This window comes from Paenibacillus ihumii (assembly GCF_001403875.1).
In the GTDB taxonomy this organism is placed as follows: domain Bacteria; phylum Bacillota; class Bacilli; order Paenibacillales; family Paenibacillaceae; genus Fontibacillus; species Fontibacillus ihumii.
Map to the genome: position 1 here is coordinate 130,238 of NZ_LN884299.1, position 25,628 is coordinate 155,865.

At 50.6% G+C, this 25,628-nt stretch carries 21 protein-coding genes; 7 read left to right on the forward strand and 14 right to left on the reverse strand.

Going from position 1 to position 25,628, the window contains the following annotated elements; all coding sequences use genetic code 11:
* Positions 1 to 6: 6 nt before the first annotated feature.
* The 6 genes from BN2762_RS08500 (at position 7) to BN2762_RS08525 (ending at position 8,649) form a co-directional block, all read left to right on the forward strand.
* Positions 7 to 1,884, forward strand: coding sequence for an NAD(P)/FAD-dependent oxidoreductase (locus BN2762_RS08500; RefSeq protein ID WP_055106602.1), 1,878 nt, complete (start codon positions 7 to 9; stop codon positions 1,882 to 1,884).
* A 165-nt stretch (positions 1,885 to 2,049) separates the two neighbouring features.
* On the forward strand, positions 2,050 to 2,505 hold the full coding sequence (locus tag BN2762_RS08505) for a hypothetical protein (RefSeq protein WP_055106603.1): 456 nt from the start codon (positions 2,050 to 2,052) through the stop codon (positions 2,503 to 2,505).
* Between the two features lie 211 nt (positions 2,506 to 2,716).
* Positions 2,717 to 3,697, forward strand: coding sequence for a polyprenyl synthetase family protein (locus BN2762_RS08510; protein WP_055106604.1), 981 nt, complete (start codon positions 2,717 to 2,719; stop codon positions 3,695 to 3,697).
* A gap of 1,310 nt (positions 3,698 to 5,007) precedes the next feature.
* Positions 5,008 to 5,964, forward strand: coding sequence for a carbohydrate ABC transporter permease (locus BN2762_RS08515; RefSeq protein ID WP_055106605.1), 957 nt, complete (start codon positions 5,008 to 5,010; stop codon positions 5,962 to 5,964).
* Positions 5,961 to 6,788, forward strand: a complete 828-nt coding sequence (locus BN2762_RS08520) for a carbohydrate ABC transporter permease (RefSeq protein ID WP_055106606.1) — start codon at positions 5,961 to 5,963, stop codon at positions 6,786 to 6,788. Before BN2762_RS08515 ends, BN2762_RS08520 begins: the two co-directional genes overlap by 4 nt.
* A gap of 457 nt (positions 6,789 to 7,245) precedes the next feature.
* A complete protein-coding gene (locus BN2762_RS08525; RefSeq protein WP_055106607.1) occupies positions 7,246 to 8,649 on the forward strand; it encodes an ABC transporter substrate-binding protein in 1,404 nt (467 codons plus the stop codon).
* Positions 8,650 to 8,745: 96 nt separating this feature from the next.
* On the opposite strand, the gene BN2762_RS08530 is transcribed toward BN2762_RS08525, so the two are convergent.
* The 8 genes from BN2762_RS08530 to BN2762_RS08565 all read right to left on the reverse strand — a co-directional run bounded on the left by BN2762_RS08530 (position 8,746) and on the right by BN2762_RS08565 (position 17,312).
* Entirely contained in the window at positions 8,746 to 9,618 is an 873-nt protein-coding gene (locus BN2762_RS08530) for a UbiA-like polyprenyltransferase (protein ID WP_055106608.1), read from the reverse strand.
* A 531-nt stretch (positions 9,619 to 10,149) separates the two neighbouring features.
* On the reverse strand, positions 10,150 to 11,433 hold the full coding sequence (locus BN2762_RS08535) for an aspartate aminotransferase family protein (protein ID WP_055106609.1): 1,284 nt from the start codon (positions 11,431 to 11,433) through the stop codon (positions 10,150 to 10,152).
* A gap of 179 nt (positions 11,434 to 11,612) precedes the next feature.
* Positions 11,613 to 13,673 (reverse strand): peptidase U32 family protein, encoded by a 2,061-nt coding sequence (locus tag BN2762_RS08540; protein WP_055106610.1) that lies wholly within the window; start codon positions 13,671 to 13,673, stop codon positions 11,613 to 11,615.
* A 155-nt stretch (positions 13,674 to 13,828) separates the two neighbouring features.
* A complete protein-coding gene (locus BN2762_RS08545; protein WP_055106611.1) occupies positions 13,829 to 14,632 on the reverse strand; it encodes an energy-coupling factor transporter transmembrane component T family protein in 804 nt (267 codons plus the stop codon).
* Complete coding sequence (locus BN2762_RS08550; RefSeq protein WP_055106612.1) at positions 14,629 to 15,522, reverse strand: energy-coupling factor transporter ATPase; 894 nt, start codon at positions 15,520 to 15,522, stop codon at positions 14,629 to 14,631. Before BN2762_RS08550 ends, BN2762_RS08545 begins: the two co-directional genes overlap by 4 nt.
* 15 nt (positions 15,523 to 15,537) lie before the next feature.
* Positions 15,538 to 16,341, reverse strand: coding sequence for an ATP-binding cassette domain-containing protein (locus tag BN2762_RS08555; protein ID WP_055106613.1), 804 nt, complete (start codon positions 16,339 to 16,341; stop codon positions 15,538 to 15,540).
* A 13-nt stretch (positions 16,342 to 16,354) separates the two neighbouring features.
* Positions 16,355 to 16,933 (reverse strand): Gx transporter family protein, encoded by a 579-nt coding sequence (locus BN2762_RS08560; protein ID WP_230202460.1) that lies wholly within the window; start codon positions 16,931 to 16,933, stop codon positions 16,355 to 16,357.
* The gene (locus BN2762_RS08565; RefSeq protein WP_055106614.1) at positions 16,917 to 17,312 is read right to left on the reverse strand and encodes a NusG domain II-containing protein; all 396 of its coding nucleotides are present in this window, start codon (positions 17,310 to 17,312) and stop codon (positions 16,917 to 16,919) included. Before BN2762_RS08565 ends, BN2762_RS08560 begins: the two co-directional genes overlap by 17 nt.
* A 241-nt stretch (positions 17,313 to 17,553) precedes the next feature.
* On the opposite strand from BN2762_RS08565, the gene BN2762_RS08570 reads away from it, so the two are divergent.
* Complete coding sequence (locus BN2762_RS08570; RefSeq protein ID WP_055106615.1) at positions 17,554 to 18,648, forward strand: FAD:protein FMN transferase; 1,095 nt, start codon at positions 17,554 to 17,556, stop codon at positions 18,646 to 18,648.
* 599 nt (positions 18,649 to 19,247) lie between these two features.
* On the opposite strand, the gene BN2762_RS08575 is transcribed toward BN2762_RS08570, so the two are convergent.
* From BN2762_RS08575 to BN2762_RS08600, 6 genes are all read right to left on the reverse strand, one after another.
* A complete protein-coding gene (locus tag BN2762_RS08575) occupies positions 19,248 to 19,673 on the reverse strand; it encodes a hypothetical protein (protein ID WP_222861041.1) in 426 nt (141 codons plus the stop codon).
* A 261-nt stretch (positions 19,674 to 19,934) separates the two neighbouring features.
* Positions 19,935 to 20,423, reverse strand: coding sequence for an immunity 26/phosphotriesterase HocA family protein (locus tag BN2762_RS08580; protein ID WP_055106617.1), 489 nt, complete (start codon positions 20,421 to 20,423; stop codon positions 19,935 to 19,937).
* 540 nt (positions 20,424 to 20,963) lie between these two features.
* The gene (locus tag BN2762_RS08585; RefSeq protein WP_055106618.1) at positions 20,964 to 21,788 is read right to left on the reverse strand and encodes a carbohydrate ABC transporter permease; all 825 of its coding nucleotides are present in this window, start codon (positions 21,786 to 21,788) and stop codon (positions 20,964 to 20,966) included.
* Entirely contained in the window at positions 21,785 to 22,669 is an 885-nt protein-coding gene (locus tag BN2762_RS08590; RefSeq protein ID WP_055106619.1) for a carbohydrate ABC transporter permease, read from the reverse strand. The genes BN2762_RS08585 and BN2762_RS08590 overlap by 4 nt, the downstream gene beginning before the upstream one ends.
* 29 nt (positions 22,670 to 22,698) lie before the next feature.
* Positions 22,699 to 23,976 (reverse strand): ABC transporter substrate-binding protein, encoded by a 1,278-nt coding sequence (locus BN2762_RS08595; protein ID WP_083484821.1) that lies wholly within the window; start codon positions 23,974 to 23,976, stop codon positions 22,699 to 22,701.
* A 118-nt stretch (positions 23,977 to 24,094) separates the two neighbouring features.
* Positions 24,095 to 25,606: a response regulator transcription factor gene (locus tag BN2762_RS08600; protein WP_055106620.1), complete on the reverse strand. Its 1,512-nt coding sequence runs from the start codon at positions 25,604 to 25,606 to the stop codon at positions 24,095 to 24,097.
* Positions 25,607 to 25,628 lie beyond the last annotated feature (22 nt).

Genomic DNA, 25,628 nt, shown 5'->3' on the forward strand with positions numbered 1-25,628 from the left:
AATATATTGAAGAAAATAGTCGTTCTTGGCGGCGGTTACGGTGGTGTTGTCACGTCGAAGCACCTGGCCAAATTGTTCAAAAAAGACAAAGACGTCGAAATCCAGCTGATTGACAAGAACCCGTACCATACGCTGCTGACGGAACTGCATGAAGTCGCAGCAAACCGGGCCCCCGAGGAATCCATTCAAATCGAATTGAAGAAAATTTTCGCAGGGCAGAAAGTGGATGTCGTCCTGGACTACATCGACAGCATCGATTTTAAATCCAAGGAGCTGCGCTCCAAGAAGCACACTTACAACTACGACTACCTCGTGATCGGTACCGGCTGTAAGCCGACGTTCTTCGGTATTCCAGGCGCCGAGGAGCATGCGATGACCTTATGGTCCTACGAGGATGCCGTCAAATTGAAGGAACAGGTTCGCCGCATGTTCAGCCAGGCGGCCAAAGAGACGGATCCGGCGATCCGCAAGAAGAAGCTGTCCTTCGTCGTCGTCGGAGCAGGCTTTACCGGTGTAGAGCTCGTAGGCGAGCTTGCCGAATTCCGCGATGAGCTGTGCAAGGAATTCTACATCGATCCGAGCGAGGTTCGCCTCGTTGTGGCGGATATGGCGCCGAAAATTCTGCCGATCCTGCCCGACAAGCTGATCGATAAAGCGGTCAAGCGCCTGAACAAAATGAACGTCGAAATCGTAACGAACGCCAAAATTACCGGCGTTACGAAATCGAGCGTCCTGCTCGGAGAGAAAGAGCTTGAGGCGGCTACGATCGTCTGGACGGCGGGCGTGGAAGGCTCCGACCTCGTCGGCAAGCTCGACGTACAGCAGGAAGGCCGCAAACGGATCGTGACGAACGACAAGCTGCAAAGCGTTGACCATGAGGATGTATACATCGTTGGCGACAACATTTTCTACATTCCAGAAGGCGAGACCCGGCCTGTTCCGCAAATGGTGGAGAACGCCGAGCAAGCGGGGCCGCTCATTGCCCATAACATCCATGCAGATGTCAAGGGCAAGCCGAAGAAATCCTACAAGCCCGGCTTCCACGGCACGATGGTCTGTATCGGCAGCCGCTACGGGGTAGCCAATGTAGGATTGCCGAATAAAATGTTCATGGTCAGCGGATTCTTCGCGATGTTCTGCAAGCATTTGATCAACATGTACTACCTGTTCACGGTAGCAGGCTTCAATAAAGTATGGACTTATATGATGCATGAATTCTTCCATGTGAACAATCGCAGAAGCTTCGTAGGCGGCCATTTCGCCAAGCGTTCGCCGAACTTCTGGCTGCTCCCGCTCCGGGTATTCGTAGGCTATAAATGGCTTCAGGAAGGTCTCGACAAGCTGCCTAAGGTGCTCAAGAATCCTACGGACATCTTCCTGATTCCTGCATCGCCTCATGCCGGGGATGCGATATCCGCGGCAAGCGAGGCAGCAGAGGCTGTGACGACTACCGTTGACGCCCAGGCGGCTGCATCCGCGGTACAGAGCGCATCTACTGCGGTAACGGCACTGCCGGTGCCCGGCTTCATTACCAATACGGTGAACTGGTTCATGGATCTCTTCTTCTATACATCCGACGGCGGTTATACCGGACTTGCGGCCGTATTCCAGACCGGTATGGTATTTGCAGAGATTATTATCGGCATTCTGCTCATTGTCGGCCTATTCACTGCCGTGTCCTCCATCGTCACGGTTGGACTTGGCATCATGATCTGGTCCTCGAGCATGGCATCGAGCGAAATGCTGTGGTACATGACGGCCGGCGTTGCACTGATCGGCGGCTCGGGCAGCATGTTCGGACTGGACTACTATGTACTGCCTTGGCTCAAGAAGCATTGGAAGAGAATACCGCTCGTTCGCAGATGGTATCTTTATACAGATTAAGCATTGCAGCTGCACAGGCGGCCATGCCCCTTATTCCAGAGTAATGTGCGGTTGCCGCGCATTACTCTGATTTTTAACCAAAGGATGTTCGTTAGTGGATATGACACCGCCGATATCGGTTGCGAAATCCCCTGCAAACCTACTGCTTGGTAAGGAGTGTTTCTTATGATAACTGCGCTCATTCAAGATGCTTATCGTTTATTGCAGGGCGAAATCTCGCCCGAAACCGGCATTATCCTGGATATGGAACCAAAGGAAGCGCTGTCTGCGGCCCAACTTCTTATAAAATACGATTTACCGGAGGAGCGGCGGATCCGTTTACTCTCCATTTACATTGCAATCAAGCTCGCTCTCCTGCGTCATCAGGATTGTCATCTTATCGAACCTGGCGATGTACTCACTCGCCAAGTGCTGGATGGCGACTACTTATACAGCTTCTACGTGCAGCTATGCCTGAGCTGTGAGGAATTCGATCTTCTGACCCATTTGGCACCCACGGTCAAGCAGATACAAATCAAGCGCGTCGATGGGCGGCCGGAGGACGAGCGGCTCGAAAAAGCCTTCGAAGTGTTCCTTCGCCTGGAGCACCATCGGAATCATGGCGAAAGACGGGCCATTTAACCTTAGTTTGTGATGCACCCGATTGAACGGCAAGGCCGTGCACTTGATCCAAGGAGCAAATGATCGCCCAAGTGAACAGTTAGGGCATGCACTTGATCCGAGAAGCTAATGATCACCCGAACGGACAATTTGGACAGACATTTGCTCCAAGGGGCAGTGATCACCCGAACAAACAGTCAGGACGTGCACTTGATCCGAGGAGGGAAACACCATGAACATCAATGAACAGCTCGGCATCTCCCTTAGAATGGTAGATAAGGAAATAGAGAATATAGTCAAGCTTGACAAGGATGTCCCCCGCTCCTCGGAGCTGGCCCGCAGCATTCTCGAGCTCATCCGCTCAGGCGGCAAACGAATCCGCCCATTGATGGTGATCGTAGGGAGCCGTTTCGGCCCGTCGCCGGATGAACGCAAAATATGGCGGCTGGCGGCGGCCGCAGAGTTCATCCATGCCGCTTCTCTGATTCATGACGACATCATCGACGATTCGCCAGTCCGCCGGGGGGACAAAGCGATGCATATCAAGCTCGGGGTCAACCGCGCGCTCCACGCCGCCAATTATATGTCGGCCCGGGTCATCGAGCTGATCTCCGTCTATTCTGCGGATCGCGAGCGATATGCGTATGATCTATCTTCCCTGGTCACGACGCAGCTTTGCTTGGGCGAATACCAGCAATTATCCCATCTGTTCGATTACGAGGTAACGATTGAGCAGTACCTGGAGAAATCGAAAAATAAAACCGCCCAGCTCATGGCAGCCTGCCTGCGCATCGGAGCCCTATCGGCCGGGGCGGACGAGGAGACGGCGAATCTGCTGTACAGCTTCGGGGAGAAGCTCGGCATGTCCTTCCAAATTCGCGATGACATTCTGGACTTCACCCAGTCCTCGGAGCAGCTAGGCAAGCCTGTGGGCAGCGACCTGCGCAGCGGCCAGGTAACGCTCCCCGTTCTGTTCGCACTGCAGGATGAGGAACTGGCGTCCCGAATCCGGGCGATTGGCCCGCATACGCCTGCGGAATATACGAATGAAGTCATCGCCGCCATCCAAACCTGCGGGGCGCTGCAGAGAACCGAAGCGCTGAGCAAGCGGTATTTGGACGAGGCGCAGCAAATCATAGATCGGTTAGGCGGCTATCCGGCTCACCAGGATTTGCAGGTGCTGCTCAGCTTCTTTGCGGGCCGAGATAAGTAGATCGCAGATCCTCTACTATATTCACAAGAAGACACCTCTGTTATGAACGAGGTGTCTTCTTCTATTTGCGTATGACCTATCAAATATCATAATGAATGCAAGACAATGCGTAAAATGTTGCTCCAACCGCTGCTGTTCCCAGGCTTCTTGGATGACAATAGGTTCTTAAGAGATTGAAATCCGGACACAAAGGAGGCCACTGACAATCTTATGCTCCTAAGGCAGCTTTGTTTCAGAAAGCCCCCCGTTTCTCGGTTTCATTTTCTTCCCATTGACTGCATCAGTTTTTTTGTTCATCAAATATAAGCTGCGTGCAGCTAAGCTGTCGTACATCAAGATTTGTACATTACACTGTTGTATGTTGTACACTGTTGTGCACTATGCTGCCCGCCACTAAGCCCGTTACACTCTGCTGTCCGCCACTAACCTGTGTAGAATAGGTGTAAGATAGGTATGTCGTGCACTAAGATGCATATTCGTGCACTAAGCCCTTCCAAGCACTAAGCTGTGTTGTGGTCTAGATGCGTATATTGAACTTTCCATGCACTAAGCCCCTCCAAGCAGTAAGCTGTGTTGTTGCTCTAGATGCGTATATTAAATCTTCCATGCACTAAGCCTCTCCAAGCAGTAAGCTGTGTTGTTGCTCTAGATGGAATTCATGTATCTAATTATGTCCTAAACGAATGTCTCAGCGGATTAGATGGATTTATGTACCTAAAATCAAAAGTCCAGCCTATCCATGGCCATCTCCCTTCTTTATAATGACATGAAATACATTTAAATCTGCTTTCCCTTCCTAGCCCCACAAACTAGCGGCTAAAAATCCATTTAAATAAGTTAAACTATCAAAATGAGCGCAGGGCCAAATGTAAAATGTTGCCGCAGTCGCTGCTGTTCCCAGATTACTTGGATGTATAAGTTCTTAAGGGACGAAGACGGAAATCCGGACCAGTGCGGCTACACACAACCTTATGCTCCCAAAGCAGCTTTCTTTCAGAATGCCTTCCATTTCCTCAATTTATTTTGCTCCCCTTGCCTGCAACAGTCTTCAGTTCATCTGATATAGTTCCTATTTTCCATCTCTCCATCTCTCCATCTCTCCATCTTTCCATCCCTTCATCTTTCTATTTTTATCTTTTTATCTTTCTTTTCGTTATCTCCCAAAAATTTAACGGTAGCTTAACCCCGCGTTGATGCCATGTTAATCCCTCCTGTCTAAACTAGGTTTGATCTTTGTTAGGTTTGATCTTTGTTAGGTTTGATCTTTGTTAGGTTTGATCTTTGTTCGCTAGTCTAGGAGGGAATCATCTATGAACACCACGGTCAGAAACGCGCCGGCTCCATCCTCAGTCACCACTTCCTCGTACAAGGCCGTACGTGGCCGGGGGGTGACGCAAAGCTTCAGGGAGCATATGCTGGCTTATCTTTTTCTAGCTCCATCCATCCTGCTGTTCGGCCTGTTCCTCTTATATCCCCTGATTAAATCGGTATATCTCAGCTTCTTCCTGACCGATCCGCGGGGCAATATCGCGGCTTATGTCGGTCTGGACAATTTCAGGCAGCTCCTGGGCTCTGCCCAGTTCTGGAACAGTCTGGAAGTTTCCGGCAAATTCGTGCTGCTCACCGTCCCGGGCGGGCTTGCTCTAGGCCTGTTCATGGCCGCGCTCGCCCATTCCCGGCTCAAGGGAATGCGCCTGTTTCAGTTTGTTTTTTCCCTTCCTCTTGCCGTCTCGGTCAGCACCTCAGCGGTGATTTGGATGATGCTGTTCCATCCTACGCTGGGCATGTTCAATTATTTCCTCGATTTGGCGGGGCTTCCCGCAGTACAATGGCTGACCGATTCGCGCTGGGCGCTGATATCGATTTCTGTCATGACGATCTGGATGAATTCCGGCTTTAATTTCATTGTGCTGCTCAGCGGCCTGCAGGGCATTCCCGAGGATATGTACGACAGCGCCAAGGTAGACGGAGCGGGACCCATCCGCACCTTTATCCGCATCATTCTGCCGCTGCTGTCCCCGACGCTGTTCTTTCTGCTGATCGTCTCGGTCATTGGGTCGTTCCAAGCCTTCGGGCAAATGCATATTTTGACGAAGGGCGGCCCTGCAGGATCGACCGAAGTATTCGTCTATTCCATTTACAAGGAAGCCTTTGTCAATTATCAGTTCGGTACGGGCAGCGCTATGGCTATCGTCCTGTTCCTGCTTATTCTGATTTTGACACTAATTCAATTCACCACTCTGGAAAAGAAGGTGCATTACCAATGACGCTGTCCCGTTCGCTTCGCCACGGTGCAGTATATCTCGCTCTGTGCTTGCTGTCGTTATTCATCCTTTATCCGCTGCTGTACACCTTCCTCTCGGTATTTATGACGCCGGAAGAGACAAGCCAATTCCCCCCTGCTCTTTTCCCGTCCAGCTTATATTTGGGAAGTCTGGAGGCCGTCATCCGGATCATCCCGGTATTTCGCTTCATCGCCAACAGCTTCCTTGTCTCTACGCTCGTCATGCTTGGACAGCTCGTTACGGCGAGCCTGGCGGCCTATGCCTTCGCCTTCATCGCCTTTCGCGGCAAGGCTTTCTGGTTCGCGGTCTTTCTATCGACGATGATGATTCCCTGGGAAGTGACCATGATTCCGAATTTCCTCTTGATCAAATCATGGAACTGGCTGGATTCTTACCCGGGTCTCGTCTTCCCCTTTCTCGCCTCCGCCTTCGGTGTGTTCCTGCTAAGGCAGTTCTTCCTGCAATTGCCCCGGGAACTATTCGAAGCAGCGCGCATGGATGGCTGCGGGCATATGCGCTACTTCGCCGGCATCGTTCTGCCGCTGGCAAGGCCCGGCCTGGCGACGCTAGCCGTATACGTGTTCCTCAACACCTGGAACAGTTATTTATGGCCGCTGCTCATTACAAACACCGCCAATATGCGCACCGTGCAAATCGGGATCAGCATGCTGCAATTCGAGGAAATGACCGCGTGGAACGTCGTTCTCGCCGGGGTCGCCCTCGTACTGCTGCCATCGCTGCTGCTCATCGTCCTCGGGCTCAAGCAGCTTGTACGGGGATTAACGGCTGGGGCGATCAAGGGATAGGATAGCTTTTTTAAAGGGTTGGTGAAGAAAAGTTCCGGTAAACCGTTAAGGTTGAACGGTTTGGACGGGTTAGATGGGTTAGTTGGGTTAGTTGGGTTAGTTGGGTTTGGACGGGTTAGATGGGTTGATTGAATTGAACGAATTAAACAGATCAATAAGGTCGATTAAGCTTAGTAGCTAAGTGGCTGAGTAAATCGAATGGTTGATAAGTTTAAATGATGTGAACAAGCTAAGTAAGCGGATAAGCGGAATAGTTAGATTAAGAGATAAGTCAGATCGACCGGATTAGCTAGATTGGCTAGATAAACTCGATAGGTTAGATCGGTTAGATCGCTTAGTTCGTTTAGATCGCTTAGCCGATTAAATAGACGTCTTACAGAAGATATGGCAACTCCCGTTCTCACGAACGGATGTTTATAAAAATTTATTGCAGATCACAAGGGAGAGAAGAAACCAAATGAAACTGTTCAAGCTTAAGCACTCATTTTTGCTCATCACGATTTTGCTTCTATCCATGCTTGCGTCCGCCTGCGGCGGAGGCTCGGGAGCTGCCACAGGCGGAGATGCCTCGGCAAGCAGCAGCGCAAATTCCAGCAATGCGAAGAACAATGCGAATTCCGCGCCTGCCGGCAAGACGAAGGTCGTATGGTGGCACTCGATGGGCGGCGAGCTCGGCACAGCTGCGGATCAGCTCGTTGCTGATTTCAACGCTTCCCAGGACAAGATAGAGGTTGAAGCGATTTTCCAGGGCACATACGATGAGAGCTTGAATAAAATGAAGGCCTCCATGGATTCCAAATCCGGTCCTTCCTTGATTCAGGTGTATGAGATCGGCTCCCGCTTCATGATCGACTCGGGGGCTATTACTCCGGTGCAGCAATTCATCGATGCGGAGAATTACGATCTCAGCCAGCTCGAAGAGAATATTATGAATTACTATACTTTTGACGGTAAGCAGTATTCGATGCCTTTCAATACGTCGAATCCGATTCTGTATTACAACAAAGACTTGTTCAAGGCCGCGGGGCTTGATCCCGACAAAGCTCCAGCTACCTATGAAGAGCTCAAGCAGGCCGCTGAGACGCTGAGCAAAAACGGAGCACCTGTCTCCTTCGCCATTTACGGCTGGTTTATGGAGCAGTTTTTTGCGAATCAAGGAGCCGAGTACGTCGACAATGGAAACGGACGCACCGCCGCGGCAACCCAATCTCTAGTCAATGAGGAAGCTGGCGTCAAGACACTGGATTGGTGGAAGGGACTTGTAGACAGCCAGGCCGCCATTAACCTCGGCCGTAAAACCGATGATACGAAGAAAGCTTTTGTCGCCGGACAGGTCAGTATGACTCTCGATTCCACGGCAGGGCTGCGGGGCATCGTGGACAGCGTCGGGGACAAGTTCGAGGTCGGTACCGCGTTCCTTCCGAAGCCGGAGGGCAGCTCTGACGGCGGAGTAATTATCGGCGGGGCAAGCCTGTGGATTCTCAATAATAAGCCGGCGGAAGAGCAGCAGGCGGCCTGGGAGTTCATCAAATATCTCGCCGAACCGCAGACGCAAGCGAAATGGCATATTGCAACCGGATATTTCCCGATTACGAAAAAGGCGTACGACGAACAAATCGTAAAAGACAACCTGGCCAAATATCCGCAGTTCCAGACAGCGGTCGATCAGCTCCATGCCAGCAAGCCAAGCCTGGCAACGCAGGGGGCTGTTATGGGCGTGTTCCCGGAGGCCCGGCAAATCGTAGAGAGCGCGATCGAGGAAGCGCTCGGCGGCAGCAAATCCACCAAGCAGGCGCTCGACGATGCCGCCAAAGCAATTACCGAAAAAATCGGCAACTACAATAAAACAGTCCAAAAATAATCAAGGTTGCTCATTGCACACAGAGCAGCTCCCTTCCGAATGGCGAAGGGAGCTGTTTTTTAGATTAGACTCTAGTTTAGCTGTATCGAGCCCTAATCACTGCATATAGAAATCGATTAACGTTGTGAATAAGATTACCATGCTGATCACCTGATTCAGATTATAGGAAGCGATCTTCATCAGCTTCCGGTTGCCCGGCTTAATGATGCGATGTTCCGCAAGAAGGAGAATGACGGCTATGCCGATCCCAAGGCCGTAAACCCAGCCCAGCCCCCGCAGCGGGATAAGCACGAGCAGCAGTAGGATCATCAGCAGATGGAGCGCTGCGGCGATACGCAGGCCATTCTTCAAGCCGAAATAGCTGGGTATCGACCATAGCCCGTGATTGCGGTCGAATTCAATGTCCTGCGAGCCGTAGATGATATCGAAGCCCGCAATCCACAGCATGACGATCGTTCCAAGCACGAACGGTGTAAAGGCGAATTGGCCAGTCACCGCAAACCACGCGCCGATCGGCGCGGAAGCGATTGTAAAGCCCAGATACAAGTGGCTTAAATAGGTAAACCGCTTCATATAGGAGTACGAAGAGATCAGGAATATCGCCACCGGGGACAGTACGAGGCATAGTGGATTAAGCATCGCTGAGGCGGCGATAAAGATGCTGTAGTTGACGGCGACGAACAGCAGTACCTCCTTGGCCTCCAGCAGCCTTTGCGGCAAATGGCGGTGCGCTGTACGCGGATTCCGGGCATCATATCCCCGATCCACGACGCGGTTAAACGCATTAGCCCCATTGCGCGCAGCGACCAAGGCAATCAGCCCCCAGATCATCACATGTGCGGACGGCAGCCCCTTCGCCGCCCAGACCATCGAGATGAGGGCAAAGGGCAGCGAGAATAAGGTATGCGAGAACATGACCAGTTCACTGTACAGCTTGATTTTGGACCCCAGCTTGCGGGCGTATTCCATAACTTCCACACTCCTTGACGCGGGTAGACAGAAGGCATACTTTTATGTAAAAGACAGGCCGACCCGCCTATCCTATTGAATTGACGGCATATATTGAGAAAGAATCACTTATAAAAAGAACATGCTAAGGCTATTACAAAGAAGCCGTTTGGCGAAGAGCCGCTATACAGAGGCTGTTAGGCGAAAAGGCTGCTAAGCACAGGGATCATTACGCATATAGACGCTAAGCGAAATAACCGTTAAGTATACTGGCTATTAAGCATAGGGGCGTTAAACGAAAAGACTGTTAAACGAAAAGGTTGTTAAACAAAGCGCCGTTACGCATAGAGCCGTTACGCATAGAGCCGTTACGCATAGAGCCGTTACGCATAGAGCCGTTACGCATAGAGCCGTTATGCATAGAGCCGTTATGCAAAAAAACTGCTAAGTATAGCGGCCTTTTGCAACCATCGGCTCTATTTTAAAGCTTCGCCCATCGGGCTGTCGTGATTAGTGCTTCAGACGATGATGTCATGATTGCCTAGTAACTCATTAGGTTAAAGTGTATATCGTCTCCTCCAGGGCCATCAGCATGGCGGTGGTATCTTCCTCCGTGATGACTAGTGGCGGTTGAAAGGCCAGAACGTTACGATCCACGCCGTTCTTCCCGATAATAAATCCTTTGTCCTTCATCAGTTCCAATATGTCGTCCACCAGCGCTGCGCCGCGAGGCGTATCCTCTCCGCAGAGCTCGGCGCCCAGCATCAGGCCGATGCCGCGAACCTCCGTAACGACCTGCGGAAAGCGGTCGGCCAGGCTGCGCAAGCCTTCCTGCAGAACAGCTCCAAGCTGCTTGGAGCGCTGCACTAATCGGTGTGACTCGATGTAGTCCAGCACTGCCATGGCGGTGACGGCCGACACCGGATTGCCGCCGAACGTGGACGCCGAAGGGCGGTTGAAGCTGGCGGCGATCTCGTCCGTCGCGGCGAAAGCGGCAACAGGCACGCCGTTGCCCAAGGCCTTCGCCATCGTGATGATGTCCGGCTGGACGCCAAAATGCTCGATCGCGAACCTCTCCCCCGTCCGGCCGAAGCCGGTCTGGATTTCATCCGCGATCAAGAGTACGCCGTACTGCTCCAGCAGCGCCTTCACCTCGGCGAAGTAACCCGCAGGCGGCACGATAATGCCGGCGTTGCCCTGAATCGGCTCGGCAATCATCGCGGCGATGCAGCCGCCCTTCTCTTCGAGCACCTTTTTCAGGGCAGCGAGGGAGCGCTGTGCCGCCTCATCCCCGCTCATTCCCCGTTCATAAGGACGGGGAATAAACGTCACGTCCGGATCCGATTCCAGCTGAGGATCCGTCCGCCACATGCGCAGCCCCGTTACGCTCATGGTCAAATACGTGCGGCCGTGCAGGCCCTGCTCCAACGCGATAAAGCCCTTTTTTCCCGTATGCAGACGGGCAAGCAGCAAAGCACCCTCATTCGCCTCTGATCCGCTGTTTACAAAGAAGGTACGCTTCAGCTCACCAGGCAGCACCTCCGCCATGCGCTCCGCCAAATCAGCATTCGGCTGAGTCAAATATATCGTACATGTATGCTGCAGCGTTCTCAGCTGCTCCTCCGTGCGCCTGACGATGTCCGGGTTGCAATGACCGCAGGCGACGACGGATACCCCCGCAAAAAAGTCCGTATACCGCCGGTTCTCATGATCATACAGGTATTGCATTTCCCCTTTGACGATCTGCGGCGGGTTGCGGTAGAAGTAGCTTGTGCACGGGTAGAAATGCTGCTGCCGTTGTTGAAGTATGTGTTCTGGTCCGCTGTATTGTGCCATCGTTTCCACTCCCTTTTTTTGACGATAGACGTTAGGATAGAGATTAGTATAGAGATAGCGCTCGATAAGGCCCTTAGGTGTCCTTTATTTTTGATGCTAGCGTGAAATCTAGAATGTAAATGCATTTTAGGTATTTAAAAGTACTCGACCCTAACCCTCCCCCCCATCTACACCCACACTCACACTTGTACCTGCACTCGTTCTTGCTCCCGATTCCCTTCGCTAGCTTCTCCCGCAGCTTCGGCCTGACCCGCCGCACCGCCGTCGAATTGCAGCGCCCCCAGTGTGTACCCTGCGTAGACCGGGGCCATAGCAGCGAACAGCTCACCGGCAGTTTCTGGTCTCTCTATCGCCGCTCTATACGTACTAACGATCGACCGCAGCTGCTCCGGCTGGTAGGTCGCGCCTTCGATCCGGCAGACCGCCAGTCCGGCATTCTGAAGCTCCCGGATAACGGGCAGCAGACACAGCTCCTTGGCCAGCATCAAATGGCAGCGCCCATGGACATCGCGGTAAACCGGATTCTCTCCCTTGTCAGTCATCAGCACCAGAATGCGGTTATCGACGTACCGGTTATCCTCTTCGCCTATCGGCTCGAACACCTCTGTGTTCTCGTACAAATCATGCTCCATATACATCATTGCAGGCGAGCCGTGCACCACGACCTCCATTGGAGCCTCCACGTTCCCCAGCAGCTTGGCCAAGTCATGAAGCGGCAGCTCGATAGAAGCTGTAAACCGCTCTACACCCAACTTCGCGTACATCTCTGCAGCCAAATGATTGAAAATATTCAAATTGATATCGCCCACAAGCGGATATCCCTTGGAGGCAAATTTATGGATTGCGCCGAGATTTGTCACGAGTATACCGTCGATCGGCAGCCGCTCACCGGACAGCAGTCCATCGTACATCTCGAAGTGCAGCTCCGTCATCATGCGCGGCAAACCCAAATACAGCTTGGCGTTCCCTTTGATCGCCGCCAGCCGGGCCATCTCCTGCTTCGTGAACGGACGATCCGGCTCGAACACATCGCCCGACAGGTAAACATGATCAGCCCCTGCCTCAAACGCTGCTTGCGCTTGGTCCGCATTGTTCACATGCACAGACAGCTCCATTCGGTTATTTCGATTGTTTTGGTTGTTGCCATTAGCTCGCTCGCCCTCTTGCCACCCCGCTTTGCTGCTTGCTGCAACCTCGGCGAGATAGGCCGCAACCTCACCCAACCGTTTGTCTCCGAGCCTCCGCTCTTCCGTCGGCGTGCTGAATACCTTGCCTGTGCTATAAAATTTGCCTGTCCCCTCATAGCGTTTATTCATGTAGGACAGCCCTGGACGGCCAAATGCATAACCGGTAGACAAATCGCGCTTGCGGTTGTCGTACAGCAATTGGGTGTCCCGGCTCCGTTCAAAACCGACCGGATCATCGATGTACCGATCGATTGCGTCACCATACGCATTGACCAGCATCAGCACAAACTCCGTATCGCGCATGCGGCCTTCGATTTTAAAGGAAGTGACTCCGCCATGAATCAGCTCGGGAATATGCTCGTACATGAACATATCCTTCACAGCAAGCGGATATTCGGAAGGATACACATAGCCGTCCTTCTTCACCCGGTAGTCCCAGCGGCACGGCTTCAGGCATTTGCCCCGGTTGCTGCTCATCCCGAACACCAGCGAGCTGAAGTAGCAATTCGCCCCATGCACGGAGCACATGTCGCCGTGAATGAAATATTCCAGCTCCATGCCGGTCGTCTCCCGCAAATACCGCGTCGTCCTCAGGTCCATCTCCCTGGACGTAACGACTCGGGTAACGCCCATCTGACGGAGAGCCTCAATCATTTCGCGATTATGTACATTCATCATGACCGAGGAATGCACGGGAAGCTTCAAGCCCATGTCCTGAATGAGCGCCAGAACAGCGAAATCCTGCACAATGATGGCGTCCGGCCCAGCCTGCTCCAGAAAGCGCAAATATCCTCGCGCCTCTTCGAGCTCCCCTTCGTCCAGCAGGTTGTTTACGGTAACGTACACTTTTTTATTCAAGCCATGGGCCAGCTCAATCGCCTCCACCATCTCCGGCCGGCTGAAATTATAACCTTTGCGCATCATGCGCATATTGAGGCTCGGTCCCCCAAAATAAACAGCATCGCAATTGGCCCGGATGACATCCTTGAAGATCTCAAACGTTCCCGCCGGCGCAAGCAGTTCGACTTCTTTTCCATGAAAATAACGTGCCACAGCGTTTCTCCCCTTCCTGCCTCAACTAAGCTGTACTAGCAGTTTATATTTATAAAGTTGAATTTATTGCGATTTTTTTCACGATATAACTGAATAACGGTTATTTAAATATCCCTGCGTTATCGTGAACACAGCTCAGCCTCATCCCTGGCTTTTCACATCAAAAATCTATACGCCAGCACACCGGCAGCCAGTATTGCAAAGGACAGCACAAACCAGGTGTCACGGCGCTTCCAGACGAGCAAGTGATACTCCGAACGCGGCGCTCCGATTTGAAATCCCCTCGACTCCATCGACAGCACCAGCTCCTCCGCCCGGCGAAAAGCACCGACCGTCACCGGAACGAGAAGCGATACGAGCATTCTCCCCTTCTCCTTCCATGGCAGCTCCCGCAAATCTGCGCCTCTAGCGGCCTGCGCCTTCACGATCTTCTGCGACTCATCAAGAATCGTCGGGATGAATCGCAGCGCAATGCTCATCATCAGCGTCAAGCGCTGGGCGGATATTCCGATGGCCTCAAGCGGCTTCAGTACGCCGGCCATCCCTTGGTTCAGCAGCCCGGGCGTCGTCGTAAAGGTGAGGATCGCGGTAAAAGAAACCAGCAGCGCCATCCGCGAAGCCGAGATCAGCCCAAGGCTGACTCCTCCGGAATAAAGCGTCCATGAGCCGATCTGCCACAGCACCGTTCCCTCGGTGACCGTAAAGCACTGCACGGCGAAGATAAACACCATCAGCACCCAGAGCGGTTTTGCCGCCCTGACATAATAATTGAGCGGAATCTTCGTGGCCGTCATATAAGCGAGGGAAAAAACGGCAGCGACGCCAAGCGCAGGCCATGAGCCAACAGCGACAATCGCGATGAGATACAGCAGCATGGCCGTCAGCTTCGCGCGAGGATCAACGCCATGCACCCAGGAGCCGGTATCGATACTCCGGCCGATCAGCAGCTTGCCCCTCATGCCCGTCTCCCCTCTCTTTCTCCTGCTCCGCCTTCCGCCGCAAGCACCTCCGCGAGACGATCCGCCAAGGACTCCGGCGTCAAGCATGGCTTCTCGGCCTCGAGCCCGTACTCTGCCGCCAGCTTGTTCCACAGCGTAATGCACTCTGGAATGGCTAATCCTTCCTGCTCGAGGAAGGCGGCTTCCCGAACGAGCGCATCGGTCGTGCCCTGGAACAGCGTTCGGCCGTTCTTCATGATGACCCAGCCATCCGCATACGGAAGCAGCTCTTCCATCCGATGCGTCACGACGATGACGGTCTTTCCTTGCTCCCGGTGCAGCGTCGACAGCAGGGCAGCTAGCTCAGCCCGGCTCTGCGGATCAAGGGTAGCCGTCGGCTCATCTAAGGCGATAATATCCGGGTCCATGGCCAGAACGGAAGCTATGGCTACCTTGCGCATCTGCCCGCCGCTGAGATGAAAAGGATTCCTCTGCAGAACCGATTCATCCAGCCCAAGCAGGGACAAGGCCCATTTCGCCCGCTCCTTGGCCTCCGCGAGAGACATTCCAAAGTTAAGCGGTCCGAAGCAAATATCCTTCTCTACCGTATCCTCGAACAGCTGCTGCTCAGGGAATTGAAAGACCAGCCCTACGCGCCTGCGCAGCTCACGCATTTTAGGCGCCTTCTCCCGAGCATTCACCACCGCATCCAGAACCCGTACACGGCCTGCGGTCGGCTTCAGTAGGCCGTTGAAATGCTGAAGCAGCGTCGACTTGCCGGAGCCTGTCGTCCCGGCAATTCCTGTGAATGTTCCGGGTCGAATCTCAAGCTCGACCCTCTCCAGCGCTCCGCTTCGCCATAAGCTGCCGTCATCGTATGCATAGCTGACTTCCTCGAATGTAATCGCCATAATGTCACCGCCTCCTCAATGCCAGCCATGGATAATGCCCGCTCCATCCATCCCCCGGTTCCTCAGCTCCTGCAGCAGCCTCACCCGGTAAGGCGCAATCAAACGGCACGCCTGCAGCAGCTCTTCATCTGCAAATAGCTCCGCCGGGGTTTTATCGGCAGCGATGGCCCCGCCCCGGAGTACAATTGCCCGGTCCGAGGCCATAATCTCTTCCGCATCATGCGTGATAGAAATGAGCGTATAATCCCCGTTCCTGCGCATGTCCTGCCAGATTTGCAGCAGCTCTCCGCGAGCTCTTTCATCCAGCATGGAAGAAGCTTCATCGAAAATCACGATGCCGGGCTTCATCGCCAGAATCGAAGCGATGGCTACCCGCTGCTTCTGTCCCCCCGACAGCTCCGCCGGATGCTTGGCCAACAGATGGCTGATTTCCAGCTTCTCGGCGTAACGCTTCACCCGGGCTCTCATTTCCTTGCGGGAGAGGCAGCGCCCCTCCAGTCCAAAAGCGATATCCTCCTCCACCGTGGAGCCGATAAACTGGTTATCCGGGTTCTGGAACACCATGCCGATCCGGGGACGGATCTCCGGGACCGACTCCCGTGTCAGCTCCCGGCCCTCAACCATGACCGTACCGCTGTTTGCGGCCAACAGCCCGCCAAGCAGCTTGGCAAGGGTCGATTTACCGCAGCCGTTCGGCCCCACGAGCGATACCCAGCTCCCGGAAGCGATGCGGAGCGTCACCTCATCCAGAACCGGGGTATCCGGCGCATAAGCGAAGGAAGCCCGCTTCAATTCATATGCAAATTCAGCTGCAGCCATCTTCTCCACTCCCTTAATCCGTCAGAAAAGATTCAAACAAAGACAGTCTGGAAAGCGCAGGAATCAAGTACCGAACCGCGATCCCGACCGCAATTCCCGTCAGTACCCCTGTAATGAGCAGCATTGGCAGGTAGTAGAATATTTTCGTCGTCAGGAAATACAAGGATGCTGCGGTAAGCTGCCCGATGTTATGGGCAATTCCCCCGACGATGCTTATGCCGATCATGCTCAGTCTTTTGCGTCCTACCAGGAGCAAGAACCACATCGCTGCGAAGCTGAACAACGCGCCCATAATACTAAACAAGAAGCTGGAGAACGTACCGAAAATAAAGGCGGTAAGCAGTGTTTTCAGCAGCACCATCGTCAGGGCATCCCTCGCCCGCAGGAAATAAAGGCAGGTCAGCACCATAATATTCGCAAGCCCCAGCTTGGCGCCGGGTACGCCCATATTGATCGGAATCATTGATTCAATCAGGCTCAGCACAACCGCAACCGCAGCGAAAATCGCGACGATAACCGTTCTTTTCAACATGAGAGTGGATGACTCGCTGCCGAGCGTTCTCGGCGCGGTCGGTTTATTGAACGACGGCATCGATCTCATCTCCTTCCCCGGAAGGTCCTTCAATTTCTACAATCATTTTGTGCGGGAGACAGACAATTGTCCCCCCGTTGCGCTGGACAAAGCCGAAGGTCAGGCATAACTGATCTGGGCAGTCCGCCTCAATCATCTCTATGCCATAATCATGCACCTTCAAAATATTGAGACCATCCACGGTTTCAATTTCAATGATTTGCTCCTCCTCCGTCAGCTCCACGGATCGTACCAGCTTGCCATCGACCTTGATATTTGCGACAAGCGGACTGCCATTGTGATTCTTTTCACTTAAATCTTCAAAAAACCACCTGGGAATCAGAAATGCCAGGGCAATCACGAGTATCAAGCCGACCAGCAGGATATCTCCACGTTTCATAGAGAAAACTCCCTTATTTTTTGATTATATAAATCTTAGATGATCTCATTATACCCTCTGTTCAATGACTAACCTGTGCGATTTCTCTCATTTTCCCAGTTGTCACAAAACCCTCACTTTATAAGGATTTTAATGGAATAATCATTACTTTGTGAAAAAAAGTACTTTAAACCTGTTCCCGCCCTTGATACAATAAATTTGAATGGATCAATTTAGAAGCAAATGAAATGAGGCGGCGTTTATGAAGCACAATAAACTGGTTACTTTAGGATTAACGCTATGGCTATCAACGGCTTTACTGGTTGGCTGCGGTACAAACCCAGGCCTGTCCAAGGCCTCCGGCGAATCCAGCGATACGACAGCGAATACGCATGAGACCATGAAGCCGATGGGAGAAACGTTCTTCATCTTCGACACCGTCGTCAACGTGAAAATATACGATGATCGCGCAACACGGCAGCATTTTAACGAAATTGAAGCCCTGCTGAATGACATTGACAGCAAAATCAGCCGTACGCTGGAGAGCAGCGAAATCTACCAGGTAAACAGCCATTCCGGCAAGTCGCCCGTTAAAGTTTCAAAGGAGACGTTCGAATTGGTTGAGAAAGCTCTCGACTATGCGAAGCGGACGGATGGTAGGTTCAATCCCGCCATCGGCAATCTAGTGTCGCTGTGGAATATCGGCCATGAGGGCGCCAAGGTGCCAGACGCCGATCTGATCGAAGCCGCCAAAGGACTTAGCGACTATCACTTAATAGAAATGAATAAGGACACGCACGAAATCTTTTTGCAAAAAGAAGGCATGGCCATCGACCTCGGCTCCATCGGCAAAGGCTATGCCGCAGATGCAATTTACGCATATTTGGAGGCACAAGACTTCAGCAGCGCTATCATCGATCTCGGCGGCAATATTTATGCCATGGGCAATAAGCCGGGCGGCAAGTTGTGGAACATCGGTATTCAGGACCCGGGCAAAGAACGCGGCAACTCAATCGGCACGATTCAAGTGGCCGACAAGACCATCGTCACCTCCGGCATCTATGAGCGCTTTTTTATCGAGGACGGCAAGCTCTATCAGCATATTCTCGATCCTGGAACCGGTTATCCGGTTGAAAATGGCATCAGCAGTGTCACCGTCGTAACGAAGCATTCTACCGATGCGGATGCCCTGTCCACAACGCTGTTCGTGCTCGGCATCGAAGACGGGTTGAAGTTCATCGAGGACACACCGGACACAGAGGCCTTGTTCATTTCCAAAGAGAAGAAGTTGTATGCTACTTCCGGATTCAAGGACATGTTGAATAAAACGAACGATAGCTATGCCTTTGTGAACTAGATGCAAGATTCGAATTAATACTTGGGTGCAGCGAATCCCCCTGATGTATAGATCCTGCTTTGGCTCAGACGCATGCTTTAAAACAGTATATGTACTTTAAGGCAACTGCTTTTCGGTACTAATACTGTTATATCCGCAATGTATTTCCCCGCTTCAGTGCTACTGGAGCGGGATTTCATTTGGAATGTAAAATATAAGAGTAATTTATACAATTTAGGTCTTACAACATTCTTTTTGCAATAGTATAATAACTATGATATAATCAATATTTGAGTTGCAATTCCGCTTTAAAAGCAGTTCCTCACAAGATTATAGCCCTCCTATACCTGACCAGGTATGAAAATTCCTATGAATGACCCAAAGTAAGGATTTAATGTATTTCTGATTCACACTGGCGCGGTCATCGGAGCCGCAAGGACAAAAGAGAGGCAGGGCTTTTGTTGTTTTAGAAAATGATTGTGGTTGTAATCTAAGCAGGAACCAAAGTTGTTCTTCCCGTGTACAGAAGAACAGTAAACATATAAAGCACAAACGCCCGTTTCCACTTTAGCCGTGGTAACGGGCGTTTTCATTTGTGTGCTTAACGATATAATTTATTACTAATCAATTATAAAAAAATCATCTTCTATATGACCATCAAATGTAAACAAGATCTTATACATGCCCATGTTCTTACCCTTGTATCTTATGGGGATGACAACATGAACATGATTGTAATTCAATTCTGGAAAATTATCAAAAGTAATTGATACTGATTGAACCTCGACTTCTAGAAACGCTGGATCATAATTGGGGAAATTCTTTTCAAATTCTTCGGGATCCTCCTCCCTATACAATTTAATATTTTCCCAAAAACCCTCAATTGCTTTCCTTACGACTTGCATTCTGTCCATCCATAATTTGATAGATGTAACATCAATAAGACTCCTCATAAAATTCCTCCAGAAGTTTATTATGAGTTTTCTAATCCAATGGGTTTGAGAAGGCTGGGAAGCAATTGGATCATATCTTCCTTCTAAAACCACTAACTATTTAGTTTTGTTCAAAGATAACTTTCATATATTCACCTTCTTTGATTATTTATTTAAGGAACCATAGGAACGGAGAGTGAATCTATTTAATAAAATAACATTGGCTATTACAGGATTTAACTTGTCGTCCAACAAATTCCTGCAAGCTGCAATGAAAATAGATCCCTCTGTTCTTTAAATTAAACTGAGGGATCTGATACTCTTTTGTTTACAGTGTTAACTTTACAGAAGCTCTTTATATACTCGAACTGTTTACTAATACTCTTTTCCATATAGTACTCTATAAGCCTGCCTCCCAACATAGCCATAGCTTGCGAGGCCTACAAAGTCCAAATATTTGGGTTTATGTAAGATGCGCTCACCTTCTAAATTATAAAATCTATCTTGCCTCTCAGGATCGTCATAAAAGCCGTAATCGACGTTTAGCTCCTTAACAGTTAAAGGCTGATTCCCAACCGTTTCAAAGTACCCCTTCAACCAACCCTGGAAATTCACTACAGTCGGTGCAAATAAAAATTCAAATTCATCTAAATTTCTAGGTATTTCTTTGTTGTGAGATAAGCAATTATACATAAATATCAGGTTCATACCTTCAAAATTCAGATTCTTCCCTTGGATATTCGTCTTTATTACTTTGCCAAAGTAGTAATGGTTCTCCTTTGGTTGAATGACAAATATATCACCTTCCTGAGGTTTTTTTCGAGACTTTTTCATGGCGATTAGTTCAGTAAATTTATCCGTCATACGTTGATTCTCCTCATTTATGTTGAATACCCGATACAATACAAGCAGTTACCCGTGATTTTTCCTAGGGATATTTACCGTAACATTTATTTTATTGTCTTTTCCTAGACACGGACTCGTTATCTCCCCAGGGAGGTATATTTCTCCGATCGACTCACCTGATTCATTTAATAATCTTGAATTCGTTATTTTTTATAAATATCTATATTTAATAAAATAAATCGCAATAGAAAAGGCCAGTATGTTAGCTATGAAAAGAATGAAAATAAGCCCCACCCAAATATTTTCCTCCATTCCCCATATTTATTAATATGTATCATCTTTATCGGCTAACTTACATTTAATCTTGTATAGTCATAAAGCCCCTTATATGGTTGAATTAACAAAAAAAGCCACCCCCAACATCCCGTTGAAGGTAGCTTTCAGCTTGTTGTTCCTATTCAATTTCCAGCCTGTTTCCACGCTCTTATTATCCCAGCTCGGCTAAATTTGGCTGTATTACTGGCTTCGTGTTTTTATCTCTCACTGCCTGAATTCCTCTTACCCTTTCACTGCTCCGCCAACGATCCCCTCTACGATTTGCTTCTGCATGGCGATAAAGAATACAAACACAGGGGCAAGCGTAATGACCGTCATCGTCATGAACATCGGCCAATTGACCGCGAATTCGCCCTTGGCTTTATAGATCTCCAGAACGAGCGTTGTATTCTCCCGGGAGCTAAGGAACAGCATCGGGGACAGGAAATCGTTCCAGATCCACATCGTTTGGAGCACGGCGCAGGTTACGGTAATCGGCTGCAGCAAAGGCAGGATGATCTTCCAGAATATGCCCCAGATCGAGCAGCCATCAATGATAGCCGCCTCCGATAAGTCCCTCGGAATGGTCTTCATATACCCCAGGATCAGGAAGAAGACAAACACCGAGCCCCCTAAATACATCGTCGTTAATCCATACAGCTTATCTACCAGCTTCAAGTTGGTCATCAACTGGAACAGCGGCACCAGCAGCGTCTGAAACGGAACCATGAACCCGAGCAGCAGGTATCCCATAATGACCCGATTTAAGCGAGTCCGGTTATACACGATTGGATAAGCTGCCATGGCTCCGATCAGTACCATCAGGATAACGGCCGTTACGGTCAGAAACAAGCTGTTGCCGAAGCTGCGCAGTATCGGCGTCTCCTCAAAGACTCTGGCATAATTCGAGAAGTTCCAGCTTGTAGGCAAGCTGACCGGCTTCGTTGCCGTTTCGAATTCGCTTTTAAACGTGTTGACGATAATAATGTAAAAAGGGAAAAAAGTGAGCAGTCCGAAAGGAAGCATAAGAACATCCAGTATCCATAATTTCCGTTTGGATCCTATCATTGCATGCGCTCCTCCCTTTTCTGCATCAGGTTGAATTGGACGAAGCCAATCACTAGCACGATAAGGAAGAAGATGACCGAAATCGCAGAAGCGAGTCCGAACTGAGCTTCGGAAATCCCCCGGAGCACGATCACCTGCGTAATCGTATGCGTCTCAAAACCAGGTCCGCCGTTCGTTAATGCAAACGGGATCTCATAGACCTTCAAGCCGTTAGTGATTAAGAGCAGCACGCTCACCGTCATCGCCGGAGCCAGCAGCGGAATGGTAATGTAGCGGATCTGCTGCCACTTGCTGGCCCCATCGATCGCCGCTGCCTCGAAGAAGTCCTTGGAAATCGACTGCAGGAAGGCCAGATAAATGACCGCGTGCCATCCAGTCGTGGCCCAAACAGCGACGACAATCGTCGAAATCTTAGCCAGTACAGGATCGGATAACCATGGCTGGGCCGACATCCCGAACAGTTCGCGCAGGAAGGTGTTCAGAATCCCCGACGGGATCGGCGCGAAGATAAAGCCCCAGATAAAGGCCAACAGCAGGCCGCTCGGAATGGACGGGAAGAAAAAGACCGCCCGCAGTACATTTTTGCTGAAAAAATTCTGATCCAGAACAAGCGCTAGCGGAATCGCTAGTAAAGTGACCAGCACCGTTGTTGCGACCGCAAACAATATCGTAAATGATATTCCCGATACGATCGCATTGTCGGCGAACAAGCGCACATAATTTTTTAAACCGATAAAGTCATAGTTCGTTGAATACCCGTTAAAATTAGTCAGGCTAAGCATAAATGAGCGAATTAACGGGTAAATCGTAAACAAGGTATAAATGATCAGAATCGGAATCAGAAACACCTGGTATTGCAGCTGTCGCAGAAATTTACCCAAGATTGATCTTCCTTTCAGTGAGCTAGACCTTAGTAACTCTCCATCTCAATGAATTTCTTATCAATGGCTTGAACAGCTTCCTCCGGCGTTATCTTACCTACAGCCATATCCTGGGTCGATACAACGAATTGATTTCTGAGCGCTTCCTGGTATCTTGGCCAAGTTACCATAGGCAAATAGATTCTGCCTTGCATCAGGCCTTCCTCATATGCGTTTTGCAGGGCAGGATGCACTTCCGCCTCGAAGCCTTTGGCTGTCATGATTAAATTCGTGCCCTCATAGAACAGCTGCAGGCCTTCTTCCGTGCTCAGGTACTCCAGGAACAGCAGCGCTTCCTCTTTATTCTTCGTCTTGCTATTCACCGCAAACCCTACGCCTGGCGCCCCGACATAGTAGCTCTGGCCTTTCTCGAATCCAGGCAGACCCATGACTCCGAAATCCAGATCCGGCACCTGCGTCAATTTATCCATCACCCACGGGCCGCTGAAGAACATCGCGACATTGCCGAGTGCAAACTCGCTTTCGACTTGATCTCCAGTCAGGCCAATCATGTCGGAGGTCAAAATTTTCGTATCGATCAAATCTCTTTTCCACACTTTAAACACTTCTGTCCATCCATCGGCAAATGTTTTTTCGCCAGCAAAGATCTTCTCGTCAAAATCAGGGTCCTGGGACAGCACCATGTTCCCGTATAGAGCCGAATGGATTTGCGTCAAATCCTGCATGGTATCATAAATCGGGACAATTCCTGCCTCTTTCAGCTTCAAGCACACGGCGATGAACTCATCCCAAGTTTCAGGGAGCTCCGTAATGCCTGCTTTCTCAAATAGCGCCTTATTGTAGAACCAACCGCCTACCCAGCCGTTTTGCGTAAAAGCGTAGGTTCTTCCGTCCTTGCTAAGCATCGGTTTATTGCTGTCGAGCATGACATCCATGAACGGATAGTCGGTCAGATCGATCGCATGTCCGCCGTCGATAATTTCATTGCGGTTCTCGGCAGCGATCATAAAAATATCCGTCGCGGAATCCGACAGCAGCATCGTCTGCAATTTCGAAATATAGTCTTTGACCGGCGGAGCAAATTGGAAATCGAAAGAAATATGCGGGTATTTCTTCTGGAACCCTTCCAGCACCGGCTTCATTTCGGACTCATTGTTCCAGGCTAGGATGCTCAGCTTCACCTTTTGCTTGCTTTGCCCGCCCTCGGCGCCGCTGGCTGCGCTTTCAGAACTGTCTTTGCCTCCGCAGGCGCTGAGCACCATCGTGACGATCATAACCATAATCAACAGCAGTGACTTTCTTTTCACGTTTAGTTCCCCCTTATTTCAACATTGTAAGCACTTACACTCATTTCAAAGCTTACTCCGGTTCCTTTCGCGGCGGAATTCATATTGTTGCGCAACTTCTTGTATTTCGTTGCACGGCTTAATGTTTCTCGCCTCGATGGAGCTGACGGTATTGCTTGGGGGACACGTCATAGTATTTTTTAAACGTCCTGCTGAAGTGACTTTCATCCACAAATCCGGTCACGGAAGCGATCACGCTGTTCTTCTCCTCCGTGCGGAGCAGCAATTCGGCGGCCTTCTCCATGCGGATCTGAATCACGTAATTCCAATAGTTCACATTCATCTCCTGCTTGAACAGCCTGCTTAACTGAAAGCGGTCTACACCAAATCGATCCGCCACCATTTGCAGAGACAAATCCTCCCCATAGTTGAGGTCGACATATTGCTTCACCCTCATGACCATATCCTCCGTCAGGTTCGGGCCTTTCATGATGCTGGCTATATGATCGATTAAGCTCATAAAAAATAGCTCCAGCTCCCGGATATTACGATAACTCCTAAGGTCATCCATGGTGATGTTATTGAGCTTCGTACTTGACCTGCCCATAGACGGAATCGACTGGGCAATGACGTATAGAAAATGAAGAACTAGAGAATAGACATCCTCCGGCGGAATCCGTGAGTTGCAGAAACAATCGAACATTTCTGCCGTCAGCTCCCTGGCGGCCTCCGGCGCGAATTCGCGGACAACCATTTCCCGATAGGCCTGCTCGTAGGTCTGAAAGTGCTGCATGCCCCATGCCTTGTTGAACGCCTCCTCCTGATACGCATTCACGGGCTCACAGGTATAGAAGCTCAGCATGCCGGCTTCCTCGCTCTGCTCCAGCAGCTCCGGCAGCTTGTCAGCATGGCATCCGTCCATCATTCGGCTTACTCCGATGCTCAACGCAAGTTCGGATTCATGGGCTTGTATACGGGATAACGTCTCCCGGCACAGCTCCAGAAACCGGGATTCTGGCATAGAGGCGGTTATTCCCAACAGGCAGCTGTATTTATCCCGACTCTTTCGATAAACTACTGGAATCAGCGTCGGCTCCGCCTGCAGCAGCCATTCCCCAAGCATGTGCTCATTCAGGCCCTCTCCTTCGATATGGAGGACGGCGCATTGCTGGAGCTTCAGCAAGCAGCAGGCCCGCTCGACAGCTGCGAGGCTATTTGCATACCCAGACCTGGAGTGCACCAGCTTCCCGAATTCATGGGCCAGAATGGATTGCTGCTCTGCTTGTATGGCGGATGAGAGCTCATGAATGGTTTTCTTCAGCATTACGACATCCACAGGCTTCAGCAAATATTGATAGACATCAAGACGCAGCGCTTCCTGCGCATAGGCAAATTCATCGTGGGCGCTTACAATGATCGTTTTCGGCTTCTTTATGGAATGATCCAACTGCTGCAAGGTTTCGATCCCGCTCATAAATGGCATCTGAATGTCCAGTATGACGATATCCGGCAGGAACTCTCCAAGCTGCTGCAGAGTTTCCCGGCCGTCGTAAGCATGTTTGATTTCCGTAATCCCTAAGGCTGTCCAGTCCATCGTCTTATCCAAAAAAGTGTGCAGGGAAGTCTGGTCATCCGCTATTAGCAATTTCATGGCATATCCCCCTCGTAAAACG